The organism is Streptomyces sp. NBC_01267 (assembly GCF_036241575.1).
In the GTDB taxonomy this organism is placed as follows: domain Bacteria; phylum Actinomycetota; class Actinomycetes; order Streptomycetales; family Streptomycetaceae; genus Streptomyces.
The window spans coordinates 7,797,067-7,817,136 of sequence record NZ_CP108455.1; the positions used below are offsets into that span (position 1 = coordinate 7,797,067).

The window sequence follows — 20,070 nt, forward strand, 5'->3', positions numbered from 1 at the left end:
CATTCGGCCGGCCCGTGCGTGCGTCCCGACGCCCAGGCGAAATCGCGTACCCGGCCGGAACGGGCCACGCATCAGAAGCTCTCCGGGTGGGCGCGATGAGCGATCGACTGGGCTTCAGCCTGACGCAATTGCGGTACTTCGTGGTATCCGCCGAGCTCGGCAACATATCGGAGGCGGCAGAGAAGCTGTGCGCCTCGCAGTCGACGGTCTCCTCCGCTGTGATGAGGCTGGAACGCCAACTCGGTGTGCAACTGCTTCTCCGTCATCACGCCCGCGGTGTCACCCTGACCCCGAGCGGCCGTCACCTGCTGAGGGAGGCGCGCGCGCTGCTGGGGCAGGCCAGAAACCTCAAGGCCCAGGGCGACGCCCTGGCAGGCCACACGGCCGGCCGGCTGGACGTCGGCATCTTCTTCTCGATCGCCCCCTTCCTGCTGCCCCTGGTCTGCCGGATCGCCGCCGAGCGGTACACGGCCCTGCAGTTGAACGTTCATGAGGCATCGGAACGGCTGTTGGAGCTGCTGCGGGACGGCCGGTGCGAATTGGCTGTGACGTACGACTTCCTGTCGGGCGGAGCCAGGTTCCACCCTCTGGTCCAGCTCCCTGTTCATGCCCTGCTGGCGGATGACGACCCGATCGGCATGACCGGCTCGATCGGTCTGGACGAGCTGGCCGCTCGACCGCTCGTCACCCTGAACGTTCCAGCTGTTCTCCACCATTTCGAGACGATGTTCGCCACTGCGGGCGTCCGTATGCCGCAAGTGATCACGACGACGAGTCCGGAGACGATGCGCGGACTGGTGGCCGCGGGTTCCGGGTTCGCGTTGATGTATCAACGCGCGGCCCATGCCAGGACTTTGGACGGCGGGAAAGTCCGACCGGTCGAGATCGCGGGAGAAGTGCCTCCTTCGTCCCTCGGCGTGGCGATGATGCCCGATCTGAACCTCAGCAGCCGGGGCAGAGCTTTCCTGGAAGTGCTGGGCTCCGCGGTTTCGATCAGCGGCGAAGTGCATTCGATTGCGTGATACGGGCGTTCCGCGGATGCGGCCGGCAGTTCATGAACTGCCGGCTCCCTCCTGGCGACCCCCCGCACAGGGGGAGCGGACGGGTGGCCGTCAGGCCAGGGTCTTGAGCACGGCCGGGTCGTAGGGGACGGTCCGGCCCAGCTCACCGCGCAGCGCCTTCGCCGCCCAGTCCGGGTTGGCCAGCAGCGTCCTGCCCACGGCGACGAGGTCGAACTCGTCGCGCTTCAGGCGGGCCACCAGCTCCTCGATGCCGGTCAGGCCGGCCTGCTCGGTGAAGCCCTGGGCGAAGTCGCCCACACCGTACTGCTGGTCCAGGCCGACGGAGCCGACCGTCACCGTGGCCTTGCCACTGAGCTTGCGCACCCAGCCGGCCAGATTGAGCGGGCTGCCGTCGAACTCGGGCAGCCAGTAGCGGCGGGTGGAGGCGTGGAACGCGTCGACACCGGCCTCGGTCAGCGGCGCCAGCAACTGCGCCAGTTCGTCCGGGCTCTCCGCGATGCGGGCCCCGTACTGGTTGACCTTCCACTGGGAGAGCCGGAAGAGGACCGGGAACCCCGAGCTGACGGCCGCGCGGATCGCCTGCACGATCTCGGCGCCGAAACGGGCGCGGGAGGCCGGGTCTCCGCCGTAGCGGTCGGTACGCCGGTTGGTGGCGCTCCACAGGAAGTCGTCGATCAGGTAGCCGTGCGCGCCGTGCAGCTCCACGCCGTCGAACCCGAGCCGCTCTGCGGCTGCGGCGGCCTCCGCGAAGGCGGCCACCGTGTCGTCGATGTCCCGCTGGGTCATGGCATGCCCGGCCGGGGCGCCGTCCAGTCCGAGCCCGGACGGGCCTTCCGCGGGTGGCTCTGTCCCGAAGCGCACGACCCCCGTGTGCCACAGCTGAGGAATGATCCTGCCACCGGCCTGGTGCACCCGCCGCACCACATGGGCCCAGCCGGCCAGGGGTTGCTCGCCGTAGAAGTGGGGCACGTTCTCGTACGCGCCGGCGGCCGCCCGGTTGATGTAGGTGCCCTCCGTGATGATCAGTCCGACCTGGTGGGCCGCCCGGCGGGCGTAGTACTCCGCCACGTCCGGGCCCGGCACGCCGTCGGGGGACTGCATCCTGGTCATCGGGGCCATCACGATCCGGTTGGGGACCGTGAGATCTCCCACGGTGAACGGCTCGTCCAGGCTGGCCATTGTTCCTCCAGATGTGTCGGCACTGCTTACACGGACGTCCCGTGTGCACCTGATTCCCCCACGCGTCCCACTGCCCCGCGCTGATCCATCGGGCAGCGTGGGTCCGCCCTTGACGAGGTATTCCCCGGTTGTGCGGAAATTGTTGCTGCGGCACACCGGTAGCGCATGATTATCGACCTTGCCCATAGCGATGTCCAGCTCGCACAGGTCATTCCGAATTGCATCGCATGATGCGATCCGGTGCATCGAAATTTTCAGCTTGACCGTATGGGAGAAGGCCGTTGATAGTGGTCCTCGTGATTCCGCGTCACCGCGGTCGGCCGGAGTGAAGCTCCTGTTCCGAGAAGTATCCGGAGAGCTGATGTTCCTTACCGATCCGTTGCGCGGACAGGCCTGTTGAGGCAGGAAGGGGGCGGAACCCGGAGTGAGCCGAGGTCGCCTTACCGAAAAGACGGAGAAGTTCGCCGACGAGTTGGAAGGAAAGCGGGCCGTGGTGACCGGCGGCAGCCGCGGTATCGGCGCCGCGATCGTGCAGAACCTGCTCGACGCCGGCGCCACCGTCGTGACCTCCGCCCGCAACGCGACCGAGCAGACCCCGTCCGCAGCCAAGTTCGTCAGAGCCGACCTCAGTACGCCTGACGGCGTGCGGGAGTTCGCGGACATCGCTCTGGAGAATCTCGGCGGAGTGGACATCATCGTCAACAACGCGGGTGGCTGCCGGGCCTTTCAGAGTGCGCTGGACATCGAGAACGACTGGCAGTACACCGTGGACATCAACTTCCTGGCCGCGGTCCGCCTCAATTCTGCACTTGTGCCGTCCATGCGCGAGAGCGGAGGCGGAGTTGTCGTACACGTCTCCTCCATTGCCACCATCGCGTCCTACCCGATGATCCTGCACTACGCAGCCGCAAAATCCGCACTGGAGACTTACAACAAGGGACTTGCGGCCGAGCTGGCGCCGCAAGGAATCCGCGTCGTCGCTGTGTCACTCGGGAACGTCATGACACCAGGGGCGGACGAGGCACGCGAAAAGATCGTGGACTACCTCGGCAATGATTCCGCGGAGTGGGCCGACGAAATCCCGCTCGGACGCATCGGCCAGTCGGACGACATCGCGGGAGCGGTCGGTTTCCTGGTCTCGGAACGCGCCGCGTGGATCACCGGCAGCACTCTCGTCATCGACGGCGGGCGCAGCGCGGCCCTGACCTGAACCTCCTCCGTCGGCGAACCCACGTATGCGCAGGTATCCGTCTGCCAGGACTGAAAGGACCGACACGATGACCGCCACAGGGGAAGGGGTGCGGGCCTACCCGTTCGGTCCCGTCGACCGGCTCGAAGTGGACCCGAAACTGGCCGAGATCTGCGGCGAACAGCCGGTGCTGCGCGTGACTCTGCCCTACGGCGGCGACGCCTGGCTGGTCACCCGGCACGCGGACGTCAAGGCGGTACTGGCCGATCCCCGGTTCAGCCGCGCTGCCGCCGTGGGCGAGGACATCCCCCGCACGGTCGCCACCGGGCTGCCCAGCACCTCCATGCTGAGCATGGACCCGCCGGAGCACAGCCGGCTGCGGCGCCGGGTGGCCAATTCGTTCACCGTTCGCCGTGTCGAGGCGCTCCGCCCGCGCGTCCAGCAGATCGTCGACGGCCTGCTCGACACCATGATCGCCGCAGGTGGGCCCGCCGACCTGACCCGGACACTGACCTGGCCGCTGCCGATCACAGTCATCTGCGAACTGCTCGGCGTGCCCGTCGCCGACCGCGACCGGTTCAACGCCTGGGTGGACGGCTTGCTGATGCTGTCCGATCCGGTGCAGTCCACGCAGGCCCGCGAACACCTCAACGACTACCTCGCCGGCCTGGTCGCACTCCGCCGCACCACCCCCACCGACGACTTGCTCGGCGAACTCGTCCATGTGGAGGACGAGGCGGACCGGCTCCTCGACGAGGAACTGGTCAGCCTCGGCGTCAGCTTGCTGTCCGCAGGCCAGGAAGCCACGGCCAACCAGCTCGGCAACTTCGTCTACACCCTGCTGACCAGGCCTGATCTCTGGCAGAAGCTCGTCGCTGACCCCGGTCTGGTGCCCGACGCGGTCGAGGAACTCTCCCGGATCATCCCGATCAGCGCGTCCGCCGGCTTCACCCGCATCGCCGTCGAGGACGTGGAACTGGGCGGGCAGACCATTCGAGCAGGCGACGCGGTGGTCGCCGAGTTGGGGATCGCCAACCGGGACCCCGCGGTGTTCGACCACCCGGCAGAGATCGACTTCCACCGGGGGAACGTTCCGCACGTCACCTTCGGGCACGGCGTACACCACTGCCTCGGCGCCCAACTGGCCAGAACGGAGCTGCGAGTCGTGCTCGAATCGCTGCTCCGCCGCCTGCCGGGTCTGCGCCTCGCCGTGCCGGTCGACCAGATCTCCTGGCGTACCAACCGCCTGATCCGCGGGGTGGACGCGCTGCCGGTCAGCTGGTGAGGTCCGCACGCGCCCACGGGTGAGCGTTCCACGAACACGGTCACGGCCGGGCGGCACACCGGGCGTGCCGCACCGCGGGCCGCTGTGAGGAGCGACGTACGGACTCCATGGCCGGCCGACGCACGCAGACAAGTGCCCGGCGACGTCCATATCCAGGACGCGCCGACATCACCGGGACGCTACGGGAGGCCTGATCATGACCGAACCACTGGAGGCGGTCACTGCGGCGGTGCATGACCCGGACAAGGGACTCGCCGAGGTCATGGCCGCGGTACTGGAGGGCTACGGGGACCGGCCGGCCCTCGGCGAACGCGCAGCGGAAGCTTCGACAGCGCGGCTCCTCCCGAGGTTCGACACCATCAGCTACCGCGAACTGTGGGCACGTGTCCGCGCGGTCGCCGGCACCTGGCACCACGATCCGCAGTATGCGTTGAGCGCGGGCGACCGGATCTGCATCCTCGGCTTCGCCAGCACCGACTACGCGACGCTCGACCTCGCCTGCATCCACTCCGGCGTCGTGTCCGTGCCCCTGCAGTCCAGTGCGCCACTGTCCCAGCTGACGCCGATCATCGCGGAGACCGAGCCCCGCGCCCTCGCCACCAGCATCGAGCGTCTGGACACCGCGGTCGAAGCCGTGACCGAGGGAATCTCGATCCAGCACATGATCGTGTTCGACTACCGTCCCGAAGTCGCCGACCAGCGCACCGCCTTCGAGTCCGCCCGGCGCCGCCTGGCCGAAGCCGGGCGGTCGGTGGCCGTCGACTCACTGGCCACGCTGATCGAACGCGGAGCCGAACTGCCGCCCGCGCCCCTGTTCACCGCCGACGCGGGAGACGATCCGCTGGCCCTGCTCATCTACACATCCGGCAGCACCGGGACCCCGAAAGGGGCCATGTACACCCAGCGGCTGGTCGGCACCGCGTGGTACGGGTTCGACTACGGTTCGGCGGACGGGCCCCCGGTCAGCATCCTCTACATGCCGCAGAGCCATCTCGCGGGCCGCTACGCCCTGATGGGCTCGCTCGTCCGGGGCGGTGTCGGCTACTTCACCGCCAGGAGCGACCTGTCCACCCTGTTCGAGGACATCGCGCTGATCCGGCCCACCGAACTGACCATGGTCCCGCGCCTGTGCGACATGCTCTTCCAGCAGTACCGGAGCGAACTGGGCCGCAGAGCCGGCGAACCGGGTGACGTCGAGACGGCGGTCAGGACGGACCTGCGCGAGAACTTCCTGGGCGGGCGCGTCGCCAAGGCGTTCTGCGGGACCGCCCCGCTGTCCGCAGAGGTGGCGGCCTTCGTCGAGTCCTGCCTGAACCTCCACCTGTACACCGGATACGGGTCCACAGAGGCCGGCGGAGTACTGCTCGACACGGTGGTGCAACGCCCGCCGGTGATCGACTACAAGCTGGCCGACGTCCCCGAACTGGGCTATTTCCGCACCGACCTACCGCATCCGCGCGGGGAACTGCTGCTCAGGACGGAGAGCATCATTCCCGGGTACTACAAGCGGCCCGAGGTCACCGCCGAGATCTTCGACCAGGACGGCTACTACCGGACCGGCGATGTCATGGCCGAGGTCGGACCCGACCGGCTGGTCTACGTCGACCGCACCAAGGACACCCTGAAGCTGTCCCAGGGCGAATTCGTGGCCGTCTCCCGCCTGGAGACCGTCTTCGCCGGCAGCCCCCTCATCCGGCAGATCTACGTGCACGGCAACAGCGAACGCGCCTACCTGCTCGCGGTGGTGGTGCCCGCGCCCGACGCGCCGGCCGGCGGCGGCGAGGAGCCGGACCCACTCAAGGCGCTGCTCAGCGAGGCGCTCCAGCAGATGGCCAGGGAGGCCGAGCTCAACTCGTACGAGATCCCGCGTGACTTCCTGATCGAGGCCGAACCCTTCAGCCCGGAGAACGGTCTGCTCTCCGAGAGCCACAAACTGCTGCGCCCCAGGCTCAAGGAGCGCTACGGGGAGGCTCTCGACCGGCTGTACACCGAAATCACCGAGGGGCAGGACAGGCAGCTGCGCGACCTGCGCCGAACAGGGCCGGACCGGCCGGTGCTGGAGACGGTCACCCGGGCCGCCCAGGCGCTGCTGGGCTGTTCGAACTCCGCGCTCGGCGCCGACGCGCGCTTCACGGACCTGGGCGGGGACTCCCTCTCCGCGCTGTCCTTCTCCCAGCTCATGAAGGAGATCTTCCACATCGAGGTTCCGGTCGGGGTGGTCATCAGCCCGGCCAATGATCTGTCCCGGCTGGCGAGATACATAGAGGCGGAACGCGTGCCCGGGGCGGAGCGGTCCACATTCGCTTCCGTACACGGCGAGAGCAGCACCGAAGTCCGCGCCGGTGACCTCACCCTGGACAAGTTCATCGACGCGCCGACGCTCGCCGCCGCACCGGCTCTTCCCCGCCCCCGCGGCGCCGTGCGCACCGTCCTGCTGACCGGAGCCAACGGCTACCTCGGCCGGTTCCTCTGCCTGGAATGGCTGGAGCGGCTGGCACCCCCCGGCTCCAAGCTGATCTGCCTGGTACGCGCGAGCAACGCGGCTGCGGCGGCGCAGCGGCTTGAGGAGGCCTTCGACAGCGGGGACGCCGAACTGCTCCGGCGGTACCGGGATCTGGCCGAAGGGCCCCTGGAGGTACTCGCCGGTGACATCGGCGAGCCGTACCTGGGCCTGGACGAGGACACGTGGAACGGCCTGGCCGACACCGTGGACCTGATCGTCCACCCGGCTGCCCTGGTCAACCACGTACTGCCCTACCGGCAACTGTTCGGACCCAACGTCGTCGGCACGGCAGAACTGATCCGGCTGGCGCTCACCACGCGGATCAAGCCCGTCACCTACGTGTCCACCGTCGCCGTAGGAGCCGGAGCCGGGGCCGGGGCACCGGCCCCCGGGGAGGACGACGACATCCGCAGCACCAGTCCGGTGCGGCGGATCGACCAGAGCTACGCCAACGGGTACGCCACCAGCAAATGGGCCGGGGAGGTCCTGCTCCGGGAGGCGCACGACCTGTGCGGCCTGCCGGTCGTCACCTTCCGCTCGGACATGATCCTCGCGCACAGCAGGTACCAGGGGCAGCTGAACGTCCCCGATCTGTTCACCCGCCTGCTGCTGAGCGTCCTCGCCACCGGCATCGCTCCGGCCTCGTTCTACCGGACCGGTGACCGCGCGCACTACGACGGTCTGCCGGTCGACTTCACCGCAGAGGCCGTCACCGCGCTGGGCGTGGGGGCCACCGAGGGCTACCGGACCTTCAACGTGCGGAACCCGCACGACGACTGCATCTCGCTGGACACCTTCGTCAACTGGCTGACGGAGGCAGGCCACCCGATCCGGCGGATCGACGACTACGGCGAATGGCTCGCCCGCATCACGTCCGCGCTCCGCGCCCTGCCGGAGAGGCAGCGTCAGCACTCGCTGCTGCCCCTGCTGCACGCCTTCGCGCAACCCGAACAGGGCGTCCCTGGTCCGGCGATACCCGCAGACCGGTTCCGCGCTGCGGTGCGCGCCGCGAAGGTCGGCCCAGGCGAGGACATCCCCCATCTGTCTGCGGCCCTCGTGGGCAAGTACGTCGATGACCTGCGCCGGCTCGACCTGCTCTGAGGGCCGTCCCGGCCGCCGGGCTGCGGCCCACGCCGGGCCGCCCCCGTCGCTGAACAGCCCGGAACGCCTTTTCGCCAGCCGCACATTCGACGAGAGACAGCGAGATGGAAGTCGACATGGGACAGAACATCAGCGAGAAGGCGATGTCGTTTCTGCGCGGCCTGGAGGTGTACGACTTCGCCGGATGCCGGGCGATGTGCACCAGCAGGGCCACCGTGTGGCAGAACGACGGTCAGGGGGAGCGGGCGATCGACGCGACGCTGCAGCGGTTCCAGGCCTTTGCCGCTGACGTCGACGCGCTGCGGTACGACGTGATCCGCCAGTTCCGGAGTACGAACGAGGTCTTCCAGCAGCAGGTGCTCCACCTGAGTATGGCCGACGGGTCGGGCAGCAAGGTCCACGCCGCGGTCTACTTCCGGTTCGAGAGCGGCGGCCTCATCGACCGGATCGAGGAGTGCATCTACGCGGTCCCGACCGCCGGGACACCCTGACCTTCCCTCTGGAGCCCGGACCACCGAGGTGACGTCGGTCTTCAACCCACGATCAGAGAAGAGCAGGCTGCCCCCACCACCGCGGTTCTCCGGGCTGTTCACCGGCCGGTTCACGCGGGATCCGTGTGGTCGCCGGCCTTCGAGCTCCAGATCGGCGGGCGACGCTCGCGCCACGCCGCGGCGCCTTCTCCGACGTCGTCGGTACCCAGGAGGGCGAGGTGGGCGCGGGTCTCCTCCCGGTCAGCAGCATGTCGGCGGCGACGGCGAGGCCGACCGCGTGCCGCAGCGTGCAATGGGACTCGCAGTCACCGATCATGCCGCGCCGCACCTGTGGGACGGCCGGCTTAGACATGGATCGTGCCGCTCAACACCTTCTCCACCTGGGCGGGCGCGGGGGAAGTACGGCGTCCAGAACCCGGTGTCCGGGGCGGCCCTGGTGTCGAACTCTGGTGTCCGTTCTGGACAGGGGGGCTGGGGGAGACCGGCGCGATGGGATTCGGCCAACGGGTTCACGTGGTCGCCAGGTGAAGTGGGTGCTGCGTGCGCCCTTCGATCAGTGGCGGGACATCGGTCTGCGCGGCACGGGGCTGCGCCTTCAGGAGTGGGGCAGCGTCCTTGACGTGGAGATTCCGCGTTCCGCCGGGAGCCGTTTTCCGCGGGCCTGGTTGGCGGCGGCGTTTGAAGGGTGCCAAGGAGGGACGGTGGTATCGAATACCGAGGGCGGTGCTGCGGGAGATCGCGGCTACATCGACCCGTTGGAGGGATCCCGGTCGCAGGCGATAAGCCGAGCCCGACGGCGAGGCGCCTACGAGAAGATCTCGTATAGGCGCCTTGCCCGTGGCTACAACGCCCGAAGTCGGCTGCTGTATCTGGAGGGCGGGGGATCGCAGGAGCTGACGGCGTTCTTCCTGTTGTCGACGGCATCGACCGCGGAGAACTTCGGCACGGTGGCGTCCTGGCCCGCAGTGCATCACCGGCCGGATGGAGGAGTCGACGTCTACGGCGATCACAAAGGGCTTGTGGACGCGTTCCGGGCACGGGTCAGGGCGCAGAAATTCACTCCGCAGGTCGTCCAGAGCATGGCAGAGGAGAACATCGTGCTGCGCGAAGCCCTGGCGAAGATCAAGACGGATCTGTCCGCACCGACCCTTCTCGGACTCTGCTGACCGGCCCCGCACCCGCTGGGTGAGCCTGCGCAGCCAGGCATGAATTCCAGCCGTTTCACCCGCCCCGTCGACCTGCCCGATCACGGACCCGGATCTGTACCAGGGAGATATATCGGCATAATTCTATAGTTGTGCGTTGGCTGAAACTGCTTCTCGCCGCGTAGCAGCTGTGAGAATAATTACTGCAAATGCTTTGCATGGTCAACTGGGGGCTTCGTAGTTTCAGCGGTGGAGTGGCCCGCCGACCGCACCGCCTATGTCCTGGACGACGTCGCAACCCCCATCGTCATTACCCGGGACCTGCCCGCAGGCCCCGGCCGCGTCCACCTCGATCCGCGGCAGCCCGCGACCGACGGCCCGGCGCCCGCCCCGCACATCCGCCCCGACCAGGCCGCGTACATCATTTACACGTCCGGCTCGACGGGCACGCCGAAGGGCGTCGTCGTCCAGCACCGCTCCCTGAACCACCTCACAAGCACCCTGCAGGCCACCTTCCTCGGCCACGACCCGTATCTCGCCGGGGCCGACAGTGTGCCGCCCGGCGACAGGAAGCTGCGAGCGGCGCTCACCGCGCCGTTCACGTTCGACGCGTCCATGGAGCAGCTGAGCTGGATGCTGGCGGGTCACGAGCTGTTCATCGCGTCCGAGGATGTGCGCCGCGACCCCTCGGCCTTGGTCCGGTTCGTCGAGAAGCACCGGATCGACGTCATCGACACGACTTCGTCGCAGCTCGAACTCCTCATTTCCGCAGGTCTGTTGGAGGAGCAGTGGGCGCCTTCCATGGTCATGGTGGGCGGTGAGGCGGTCTCGCCGTCGCTGTGGCAGGCGCTGCGCGGCCAGCGGCGTGTCCGCTGCTTCAACCTCTACGGCCCTACCGAAGCGACCGTCGACGCGACCTGTCACGACCTCTCCGCGCCCGTTGACGTCCCCGTCATCGGCGCTCCCTTGCCGCATGTGCGGGTCCGTGTTCTCGACGCACACCTTCAGCCGGTGCCCGTCGGTGTCGCCGGGGAGATCTACCTCGGCGGCCTGGGACTCGCCCGCGGCTACGTCAACCGACCCGGTCTCACCGCCCAGCGCTTCATCGCTGACCCCTACAGCAGCACCCCCGGCAGCCGCCTCTACCGCACCGGCGACCGTGCCCGCTGGCGCCCCGACGGCACCCTCGAATACCTCGGCCGCACCGACGACCAGATCAAGCTCCGCGGCTTCCGCATCGAACCCGGCGAGATCGAAGCCGCCCTCACCCACCACCCCACCGTCAAGGAAGCCGCCGTCATCGACGACGAGCACGCGCGGTTGATCGCCTATGTCACGCCCACGGTCGGGGGCGGGGCCGACCCCGCCGGCATTCGCCGCTTCACGCAAGGGCGACTGCCCTCGTACATGGTGCCGTCGGCGGTGGTGGTCCTGGACGCGCTGCCACTGACGCCGAACGGAAAGCTGGACCGCAGGCGCCTGCCGCTGCCCGAGGTGGGCAGGCCGGGACTGGACGTCCGCTTCGTGGCGCCGCGTGACATGGTGGAAGAGGTCGTGGCACAGGTCTGGTGCACCGTGCTCGGCGTCGACCGGGTCGGTGTGCACGACGACTTCTTCGAGCTGGGCGGGCACTCGCTGCTGTCGATCCAGGTGATTGCCCGGATCCGCAAGCTCCTCGGTGTCGAGGTACCGCTGCGGGCACTGTTCGACGCCGCGACGGTCGAGGAGCTGGCCGTCCGCGTCCGCGCCGAACAGGCCAAGGGCGTCGGCCACGGGGCTCCGGCCCTTGAGCCGGTGGACCGGAGCGGGCCGCTGCCGCTGTCGTTCGCGCAGCAACGCCTGTGGTTCCTTGACCAGTTGATGCCCGGCGGCGTCTTCTACAATATGTGCGACGCCTACCGGGTCCGCGGCCCACTCGACCTGGATGCGCTGCAGCGGGCGCTGCGGATGCTGGTCGCGCGGCACGAGACGCTGCGGACGGCCTTCGTCGAGCGAGATGGTGTGCCCTACCAGGTCGTCTCGGCCCCAGACGCGCCCGGCGCGCGGCGCGTGGCGGAGATCGTGCGGATCGATCTGGCCGAGCGAACCGAGGGGGGTGTGCGGAACCTGGTGGCTGCAGAGGCGCGCACCCCGTTCCGGCTGGCGGACGGCGCGCTGATGCGTGTGGTGGCAGCCCGACTGGCGGACGAGGATCACGCACTGGTGGTCACCATGCACCACATCGTCTCCGACGGCTGGTCGGTTGACGTCCTGGTGGACGAACTCGGGCGCCTCTACCGGGAATGCGTCACCGGCGCCCCCGCCGCACTGCCACGGCTGGATATCCAGTACGCCGACTTCGCCGTCTGGCAGCGGGCCTGGATGACCGGCCCGGTGCAGGAGAAGCAGATCGCCTTTTGGCAGCAGGCATTGGATGGCGCGCCCTTGGTGCTGCGCCTGCCTGCAGACTATCCGCGTCCCGCCGTCCAGTCCCATCGGGGCGAAACCGTAGAGTTCCCGCTGCCCGCACCGCTGGTCGCACGGCTGGAAGCGCTCGGCCGGGAGCAGGGCGTCACCCTGTTCATGACGCTGCTCGGTGCCTTCCAGGTGCTGCTGGCGCGGTACGGCGGCCAGGACGACGTGGTGGTGGGCGTGCCGACCGCGAACCGTACCCGCGCCGAGACCGAGCCCCTGGTCGGCTTCTTCGTCAACACCCTCCCTGTACGAGTCGGTTGCCGGCCGGAGCTGTCGTTCCGCGAGCTGCTCGACCGGGTGCGCGAGGCCTCGCTCGGCGCCTTCGCCCATCAGGACCTGCCCTTCGAGACGCTGGTCGAGACGCTCGCACCTGAACGGGACCTCAGCCACAACCCTCTCGTGCAGGTCACCTTCCAGCTCCTTGACGCTCCCGACGAAAAGCTCTCCCTGCACGGTACGGACTGCACCTCGCTTGGCTTCGGCGGCGTGACCAGCCGGTTCGACCTGTCCCTCGACATCGTGTCGGGTCGCAAGGACATGCGGGGCGTGCTCACATACTGCCCCGACCTCTTCAATCGGGCCCGCATGGACGTGCTGGTCGGCCACTACCTGACGCTGCTCGGCGCGGCGGCGGACGACCCCGGCCTCCGCATCAGCGACCTGCCGCTGAGCGATGCATCCGAGCGTCTCCGCCTGCTGGGCGAGTCCGGGCCGCAGTACACGCCCGGGACGGACACGGAGACGGTTCCGACCGCCTTCGCCGCGCAGGTGCGGGCAGCCTCCGCCCGCCGCCGCGGCGCGCCCCACCTTCCTCAAGGCCACCCCGTCGCACCTTCCCCTGCTGCGGCTGCTCCCGGACTCCTGCCTGCCCACCGGGCAGCTGGTGCTCGGCGGCGAGGCGCTGACCGGCTCGGCACTCGGGGACTGGCGCGCCACGTGCCCCGGCGTCACGGTCGTCAACGAGTACGGGCCCACCGAGGCGACCGTCGGCTGCTGCGCCTACGTCCTCCGCCCCGGCGACGCCGTGGACCCGGGGGCCGTCCCCATCGGTCGGGCGTTCCCGGGCACGCGACTGTACCTGTTGGACGCGGAGGGCAAGCGAGTGGTCGCTGGCGCGGTCGGCGAACTGCACATCGGGGGCGCCCAGGTGGCGCGTGGTTACCTCGGGCGTCCGGAGCTGACCGACGAACGGTTCGTCACGGACACGTTCGCCGCCGACGGGTCGCGGATGTACCGCACCGGCGACCTGGTGCGCGAGCGTCCGGACGGCAACCTGGAGTACCTCGGGCGCGCGGACGAGCAGGTGAAGGTCTCCGGCTACCGGATCGAGCCCGGCGAGATCGAGGCCGTGCTCCGCGGCCGACCGGACGTGCGGGACTGCGCGGTAGCCGCCGTCGGCGAGGCGGAAGCCCGCCGGCTCGTCGCCTACGTCGTCCCGGGGCCCGGTGCTCAGCCCGATGCCGCCGCGCTGGCGCGGCACGCGGCCGGGGCGCTGCCGCCGCACATGGTGCCGGCCGCGTTCGTCGCCGTAACCGAACTGCCGCTCACCCCGAACGGGAAGCTCGACCGGGCGGCGCTGCCCGAACCCCCGCCGCCGGAAGCCGAGTCGGGCGGCCGGAGCCCGGCCGAGACGCTGCTGTGCGAGCTGCTGGCGCAGGCCCTGTCCGTCCCGGAGGTCGGTGCCGACGCCGACTTCGTGGCGTCCGGCGGCAGCAGCATCACCGCGTTGAAGCTGGTTGCCGCGGCCCGCAAGGCCGGGATCCGCCTCGACCTCACCACCGTCCTGCGGGAGCGCACGGTGCGCCGCATCCTCGCGGCCGATCCGGAGGCTGCCTCCGCCGCCTCGCCCCTCACGGAAGGAGCGCCCAAGTGACCAGGTCTGCAACGCTCACCGCGCTCGGCGGGATCACCCCTCGGCCCCGCGGCGGGCTCACCACCGGCGCGGAGTACGACCTGGGGCCGCTCGGCGGCGCGGGCCCCGACTGGGTGCGCTCCCACGGCCCGCAGCTGCGGGCGCGCCTCGCCGCCGACGGGCTGATCCTGCTGCATGGCCTGTCCGCCGAGGGCGACGGCATCGACGGTTTCCACGACGTCGTCGAGGTCGTCGGCGGCGAGCTGCTGCGTTACACCGAGCGGTCCACCCCGCGCAGTGCGGTCAAGGGGAACATCTACACCTCGACCGAGTACCCGGCCGACCAGTTCATTCCGATGCACAACGAAAGCTCGTACGCGGCCAGTTGGCCTTCCATGGTGAGCTTCTACTGCCACACCGCCCCGGGGACCGGCGGGGCCACGCCGATCGCCGACAGCGCCGCCGTCCTCGACCTGATCCCGGCCGAGGTCAGGGAGCGGTTCGCCAAGGGCGTCGTCTACACCCGCACCTTCCGCGCCGAGATGGGGCTGAGCTGGCAGGAGGCGTTCCAGACCGAGGACCGCTCCGACGTCGAACAGCACTGCCGCGCCCGCGGCCAGGAGTTCCACTGGGACGGCGACGTCCTGCACACCCGGTACCACCGCCCGGCCACCGCCGTCGACCCGGGCACCGGGGCCGAGGTGTGGTTCAACCAGGCGCACCTGTTCCGCCTGTCCAGCCTGGAGCCGGAGCTGCGCGACGTGCTCCTGGAGACCTACGGCGAGGACGGCCTGCCACGCAACGCCCTGCTGGGCGACGGGAGTCCGATCCCGGACGCCGACCTGGCGGCGGTGCGTGCCGCTTACGACCGCGCCTCCCTCGCGCTGCCCTGGCGGCAGGGCGACATCACGCTCGTCGGCAACATGCGGATGGCACACGGCCGCGAGCCCTTCACCGGCGAGCGCCGAATCCTCGTTGCGATGACCTGACCCGGCAACCTGTGGAGAACGCTATGAGCAACCCCTTCGACGACGAGGACGGCACCTTCCTGGTGCTGCGCAACGACGAGGACCAGTGCTCGCTGTGGCCCAACGGCCTGGCGATTCCCGCCGGGTGGCGCGCTGAGTACGGCCCGGACAGCCGCAGCGAATGTCTGGAGCACATCGAGCAGACGTGGACGGACATGCGTCCGCGGAGCGTGGCGGCGGCGCTGGATGGGGCCTCGGACGGGGATCGCCACGTGTGACTCAGGCGACTCCGGGGTCTCCCGAAGCTCGGGTTTCACGGCCCGCGCCAGGGGCATAGCCTCAACTGGCGCACCACAGACGCGGTTTGTCTCTGACTACTCATAGCCAGTTCCGGGAGAGGTAGTGCTGGACTACCCAGAAAATGACGCGCAAGCCAACAACGGGCGGCGTCGTCCGATGCGAATAATGCTGCTCGGCGCTGACGGTTTGTTGGGCACCGCGGTGCAAGAGACAGCGGCGACGCATCCGCACGTTCAACAGCTCACCGCCCTCGGGCATTCGGACCTCGACATCACCCGTCCCGAACAGGTGAATGCGGCCATCGAGAGAACCAGGCCGGACGCGGTCATCAACACGGCGGCGCTGATGCCCGCAGACCGCTGCGACGAAGTGCCGGCGGAGGCTTATGCCGTCAATGCACTCGGCCCGCGCTACATCAGCCGGGCATGCGCAAGCGTCGGCGCGACTCCGGTGTTCGTGACCACCGATTTCATCTACGACGGCACCGCGACCGTCCCGTATCAGCCCGGAACCTCGCCGACGACATTGCCGCGCTCCCGACGCCCCCCGAGGTAGTGCGGACGCTGGCGGCTATGGGCGCTCCGTGAGCGCGGCGACCCGCTCCGCGGCCGGGCAGGCGCGGGCCATCGTCACGCGGACGGCGGGGACGGCGATCGAGTCGCGAAACGAGAAAGTGCCCTGGGACCTGCGATGACGGGAGTTCTTCAGGCTCGGTCTCCGCTGCGTTCGATGACTCGAATCTGATCGCGCAGGCGGGGCTGGTCCCGGTGCTGCGGCTGGCCGAGCGGTGCGGGCTGTCCCGGCTGGTGGCCGAGAAGGTGAAGCTGACCGGGGCGAGGAACGGTGCGGGGGCCGCGGCGGACGCCAAGGTCACCAGCGTCGTGGGCGGCATGGTTGCGGGCGCGGACAGTATCGACGACCTGGGCATGTTGCGCCACGGTGCGATGCCTGCCGTGTTCGGCGGTATCCGAGCCCCGTCGACGCTGGGTACGTTCCCGCGTGCGTTCACTCACGGGCATGCTCTTCAACTCCACGCTGTGCACCGCCGTCGAGGCCGGCTGCACCGGCCCCCACCCGGATCCCGCGTGCGGATTCGCAGCTCTACAACGCCGGGGTGATCGCCGCCTGCCGCCGGTCCGGCGCCTACTCCTCGGTCACGACCGGGATGAACCCCTCCATCAAACAGGCCGTCCTCAGCATCCCCAACGAATCCTGGCAGCAGATCAGTTACCCGACCGCGGCGCCCGAACCGGGGGCGTGATGCCGGGGTGACACACCGGACATCCGGTTCCGGTTTTGGCCGACCGCCGAGCGAGCAGGATGGTCCACAATGCGCACGGCGGCAGCCGCTCCAGCGACATCGCCCTGTCCTGTCCGTTCCCAGGAAAGGATGCTTGTGTTCCTGCATTTGTCCATCAGGCCGCCTGTCCCCGCCGTCATTCGGTGAAGAGCGCGCTCTCGGGTCTGCCACGCGCCTTCTGGTGGCTGTGGACGAGCACGTTGGTCAACCGCCTCGGCTCGTTCGTGGCCACCTTCCTGGCCCTGTACCTCACCGCGGTCAAGGGGTACTCGGCGAGTTATGCGGGGCTGGTCGTCGCGCTGTACGGGACCGGGGGCGCTGTCTCCTCGGTGGTCGCCGGAGTCCTCGCCGACCGGGTGGGGCGGCGTCCGACGCTGCTGCTGGCGCAACTTGCCACGGCCACCCTGACCGTCGCCCTGGGCCTGGCCTCCCAGCCGCTGATGATCGCCGGGCTGTCGTGCCTGCTCGGCGCTGCCTCCGGTGCCTCCAGACCCGTTGTCCAGGCGATGATTGCCGACATGGTGCCCGCGGAGGACCGCAGTCGGGCCTTCTCGCTGAACTACTGGGCGATCAACATCGGTTTCGCGGTGGCCTCGGCGTCCGCCGGACTCATCGTCGCGCACGGATACCTGTGGCTCTTCCTCGGCGAGGCGGCGGCAACACTGGCCTGCGCCCTGATTGTTTTCCGGAAGCTGCCGGAAACCAAGCCCGGACCGGCCGCGGAAGGCGAGGGGACGCGGGGAGGCACCGGGCTCGGCAGCGTACTGCGCGACGGGCGTTTCATGGCCGTTGCGGGCCTGACCTTCCTGGTGATCACCATTACCCAGCAGTCGGCCACCGCGCTGCCCATCGCCATGAACCGTGACGGACTGTCCGCCGCCCAGTACGGGTGGGTCATCAGCGGAAACGGGCTACTGATCGTGGTGTTGCAGATCCCGGTCACCCGGCTACTGGCCCGCCCCGACCGGATGCGACTGCTGGTGCTGGCCTCACTGTTGTGCGGTTACGGATTCGGGCTGAACGCGTTCGCGAGTTCCGCTGTCGGGTACTCGCTGGCCCTTGTGGTGTGGACGCTGGCCGAGGTCCTGCACGCGCCAGTGAACATGGACCTGGTCACCAAGCTCTCCCCTGCCCACGCCAAGGGCCGCTACCAAGGTGTCTACACGCTGTCCTGGGCGACTGCCTCGCTGGTGGCGCCACTGCTCGGCGGGGTGGTGATCGACGGCTACGGGCCCGACATGCTGTGGGCGGCCTGCGCCGTCGTCGGCACCCTGGCAGGCGCCGGATACTGGCTTCTCCTGCGCCGTATCCCGGCCGACGACCAACTGCCCCGGAAAGAAGGGGCGCTGGATCCCCTGACGGAAAGCCCCTGACTCAACTGGCCTTTCCCGCTCCCGTACTTCCCGGCGGCGGGGCGGCCGTCTCCCGCCACGGAGATCCTGCTCGTCACTGCCCATCCCCGGAACGTCCCGATGTCCGGTGCCGAGGCACATGTCCCCGGGGAAGCCGAGGGCCGGCCACGAGCGGGCCTGCTACGGCCCGCCCGGGTCACGGGTCATCTGCGACTGCGTCTCGCACCCACCCGACGTTTATCCCTCGGCCCCCTGGAGCACCGGCCGCCGTGGGCACGGACACCAGTGCTCCAGGGGCCGCTACAACTGCTTCTCGAAGAGCAGTGTCGAGAGGCTCGCCTCGGTGGCCGTGCCGGTCTGGTGGTAGCCGTTGCGCCGGCAGAGGGCGAGAGCGGCGTGCTGGTCCTCGGTGGTTTCCAGGACCAGACGGCGGTAGCCGAGTTCGGTGCCGCGTTGCTCCAGGTACTCCAGTGCCAGACCGCCGAAGCCCCGGCCCCGCCACCGGGGATGGACCCGCATCCACTCGATTTTCCCGGTGTCGTCGCCCGCAGCGGGGCGCAGGGCTCCGGTGGCGAGGAGAAAGCCACCGAGGGAGCCGATGACGACATCGCTCCCGTCGTGAAGGTAGCGGGCGGAGAAGTCTTCCAGGTCTTTGTCGCAGGGACCGGCGTGGGCGCCGACCGCGTCGGGCGCGCAGTTGTGCAGGCCGGCAATCGCGGAGATGTCGGTCGGTACGGGCCTGCGTAGTGCCACAGGGCCGGGGCAGCCGCGCGGGGTGATGCGGCGTACGGCGCTGAGGACCGTACCGTGGTCGAACGCGAGCTGAGGCAGCCCGGAAGGAGCAAGCGGCCACCAGCGTGCCTCCGCCGCGTCACTGCCGCCCCGGACGGCGGGGCGCTCCGGCAACAGGCAGGCGTAGGCGAGACTCACATACCGGCCACGCGGGTCGCGGTCCGGAGCCGCGTACCAGGACAGCGGCGTCAGGTCGTACCGCTCCAGCGTCAGCCCGGCCTCCTCGGCGAGTTCCCGGCACGCGGCGGCCTCGGGCGACTCGTCGCGGTCGACCTTGCCACCGGGCAACGCCCAGACTCCCCGGTAGGGTTCCGTACCTCGTTCGACCAGCAGTACGTCCCACCCGTCGGCGCCGGGGGCCAGTACTGCGAGATCCACCGTCAGAACGACGCGGGCTTCTGTGGACATGGTTTCTCCTTGCGTTGTCGGCTGGTTGATTCCGGTCACTCGTAGGATCGGATGGCTCAGGGATGCCCCGTCCTGGCCGGATATCACTGTGATGACACGGGCGGACGGCAAGTGGAACCAGTAAGGAGTGCCCGGTGTGCGGCTGAAGAACCGCCGGGCCGTGAATGCTCTGGAATCTGCTGCCCGCTTGAGTGCCGTCGTGATTTCGGAACCCGTTCCGCCGATGTTCACGTTCCGTCTTCCACGGGTCGGCCGTGGACTTTACCACGAAGGAATATCTGATTTGCAGAGATGCCGTGCAGGTCTCAATCGAGTAATCGGTGCCCGGTAAGTGCCCGCAATTCCCATGGGGCTGTCCATGCACACACAGAACGGGCACGCACTGCGCGGACGAACTTCCGTTCGGGCGGGGGTCGGTACAGGCCACGCGTGCCGGTGCTGCGCTCGTTCGCCGGCCGGTCCGGTTGCGGCCGGGCGCGCGCCGACGCCGACAGGTGTGATTCCGCCTGTGCCCCAGTTCAGTCGGCGAAATGCGCGCTCGTTGCGACTGTGCTGACCGGTTGAGAATCGAGACCGTGCAGTCCGCCGATTAATTCGAGCCATCGAAAGGAATGAGTCGGGGTGGCTGGAATATCTCGCCAGGTGGCCTGTTGGCGTAGGTCGTCCTTTCCGTGGGCGGGCGAATCATGGGCGCGGGGAGCCGGATGCGGTGACCAGTGACAATAGAAG

Annotated in this window: 14 protein-coding genes and 1 pseudogene; 13 read left to right on the forward strand and 2 right to left on the reverse strand. The window is 69.1% G+C overall.

Features of this window, described 5'->3' with window-relative positions; all coding sequences use genetic code 11:
* Positions 1-95: 95 nt before the first annotated feature.
* Positions 96-1,022 (forward strand): LysR family transcriptional regulator, encoded by a 927-nt coding sequence (locus OG709_RS34655; protein WP_250301407.1) that lies wholly within the window; start codon positions 96-98, stop codon positions 1,020-1,022.
* Between the two features lie 90 nt (positions 1,023-1,112).
* Here the strand turns inward: OG709_RS34655 and OG709_RS34660 are convergent, their stop codons facing one another.
* The gene (locus OG709_RS34660; protein ID WP_266645284.1) at positions 1,113-2,201 is read right to left on the reverse strand and encodes an NADH:flavin oxidoreductase; all 1,089 of its coding nucleotides are present in this window, start codon (positions 2,199-2,201) and stop codon (positions 1,113-1,115) included.
* A gap of 424 nt (positions 2,202-2,625) precedes the next feature.
* Between OG709_RS34660 and OG709_RS34665 the strand changes: the two genes are divergently transcribed.
* The 12 genes and pseudogenes from OG709_RS34665 to OG709_RS34725 all read left to right on the forward strand — a co-directional run bounded on the left by OG709_RS34665 (position 2,626) and on the right by OG709_RS34725 (position 18,162).
* Positions 2,626-3,411 (forward strand): SDR family oxidoreductase, encoded by a 786-nt coding sequence (locus OG709_RS34665; protein WP_250301405.1) that lies wholly within the window; start codon positions 2,626-2,628, stop codon positions 3,409-3,411.
* Positions 3,412-3,478: 67 nt separating this feature from the next.
* Positions 3,479-4,675 (forward strand): cytochrome P450, encoded by a 1,197-nt coding sequence (locus OG709_RS34670; RefSeq protein WP_329168968.1) that lies wholly within the window; start codon positions 3,479-3,481, stop codon positions 4,673-4,675.
* Positions 4,676-4,871: 196 nt separating this feature from the next.
* Positions 4,872-8,279 (forward strand): carboxylic acid reductase, encoded by a 3,408-nt coding sequence (gene car / locus OG709_RS34675; protein WP_329168969.1) that lies wholly within the window; start codon positions 4,872-4,874, stop codon positions 8,277-8,279.
* Between the two features lie 116 nt (positions 8,280-8,395).
* The gene (locus tag OG709_RS34680; RefSeq protein WP_326693436.1) at positions 8,396-8,770 is read left to right on the forward strand and encodes a nuclear transport factor 2 family protein; all 375 of its coding nucleotides are present in this window, start codon (positions 8,396-8,398) and stop codon (positions 8,768-8,770) included.
* 533 nt (positions 8,771-9,303) lie between these two features.
* Complete coding sequence (locus OG709_RS34685; RefSeq protein WP_329168971.1) at positions 9,304-9,936, forward strand: hypothetical protein; 633 nt, start codon at positions 9,304-9,306, stop codon at positions 9,934-9,936.
* A 228-nt stretch (positions 9,937-10,164) separates the two neighbouring features.
* Positions 10,165-12,996: pseudogene (locus OG709_RS36145) on the forward strand (amino acid adenylation domain-containing protein); the annotation flags it as partial.
* Between the two features lie 46 nt (positions 12,997-13,042).
* Entirely contained in the window at positions 13,043-14,242 is a 1,200-nt protein-coding gene (locus tag OG709_RS34695) for a non-ribosomal peptide synthetase (RefSeq protein ID WP_329168973.1), read from the forward strand.
* Entirely contained in the window at positions 14,239-15,210 is a 972-nt protein-coding gene (locus OG709_RS34700) for a TauD/TfdA family dioxygenase (RefSeq protein WP_329168975.1), read from the forward strand. The genes OG709_RS34695 and OG709_RS34700 overlap by 4 nt, the downstream gene beginning before the upstream one ends.
* A 23-nt stretch (positions 15,211-15,233) precedes the next feature.
* Complete coding sequence (locus OG709_RS34705; protein WP_250301390.1) at positions 15,234-15,467, forward strand: MbtH family protein; 234 nt, start codon at positions 15,234-15,236, stop codon at positions 15,465-15,467.
* Positions 15,468-15,591: 124 nt separating this feature from the next.
* Complete coding sequence (locus OG709_RS34710) at positions 15,592-16,044, forward strand: SDR family oxidoreductase (RefSeq protein ID WP_250301389.1); 453 nt, start codon at positions 15,592-15,594, stop codon at positions 16,042-16,044.
* Between the two features lie 559 nt (positions 16,045-16,603).
* Entirely contained in the window at positions 16,604-16,750 is a 147-nt protein-coding gene (locus tag OG709_RS34720; protein ID WP_329168977.1) for a hypothetical protein, read from the forward strand.
* Between the two features lie 182 nt (positions 16,751-16,932).
* A complete protein-coding gene (locus OG709_RS34725) occupies positions 16,933-18,162 on the forward strand; it encodes an MDR family MFS transporter (protein WP_266645266.1) in 1,230 nt (409 codons plus the stop codon).
* A 279-nt stretch (positions 18,163-18,441) separates the two neighbouring features.
* Here OG709_RS34725 and OG709_RS34730 read toward each other — a convergent pair whose 3' ends face one another.
* The gene (locus tag OG709_RS34730; RefSeq protein ID WP_284348118.1) at positions 18,442-19,341 is read right to left on the reverse strand and encodes a GNAT family N-acetyltransferase; all 900 of its coding nucleotides are present in this window, start codon (positions 19,339-19,341) and stop codon (positions 18,442-18,444) included.
* Positions 19,342-20,070: the final 729 nt, after the last annotated feature.

Bases quoted from the DNA above. Each gene is read 5' to 3' on its own strand.
- OG709_RS34655 (WP_250301407.1), top strand. From the start codon at position 96: ATGAGCGATCGACTGGGCTTCAGCCTGACGCAATTGCGGTACTTCGTG.
- OG709_RS34660 (WP_266645284.1), bottom strand. From the start codon at position 2,201: ATGGCCAGCCTGGACGAGCCGTTCACCGTGGGAGATCTCACGGTCCCC.
- OG709_RS34670 (WP_329168968.1), top strand. From the start codon at position 3,479: ATGACCGCCACAGGGGAAGGGGTGCGGGCCTACCCGTTCGGTCCCGTC.
- car (WP_329168969.1), top strand. From the start codon at position 4,872: ATGACCGAACCACTGGAGGCGGTCACTGCGGCGGTGCATGACCCGGAC.
- OG709_RS34680 (WP_326693436.1), top strand. From the start codon at position 8,396: ATGGGACAGAACATCAGCGAGAAGGCGATGTCGTTTCTGCGCGGCCTG.
- OG709_RS34695 (WP_329168973.1), top strand. From the start codon at position 13,043: ATGCATCCGAGCGTCTCCGCCTGCTGGGCGAGTCCGGGCCGCAGTACA.
- OG709_RS34705 (WP_250301390.1), top strand. From the start codon at position 15,234: ATGAGCAACCCCTTCGACGACGAGGACGGCACCTTCCTGGTGCTGCGC.
- OG709_RS34730 (WP_284348118.1), bottom strand. From the start codon at position 19,341: ATGTCCACAGAAGCCCGCGTCGTTCTGACGGTGGATCTCGCAGTACTG.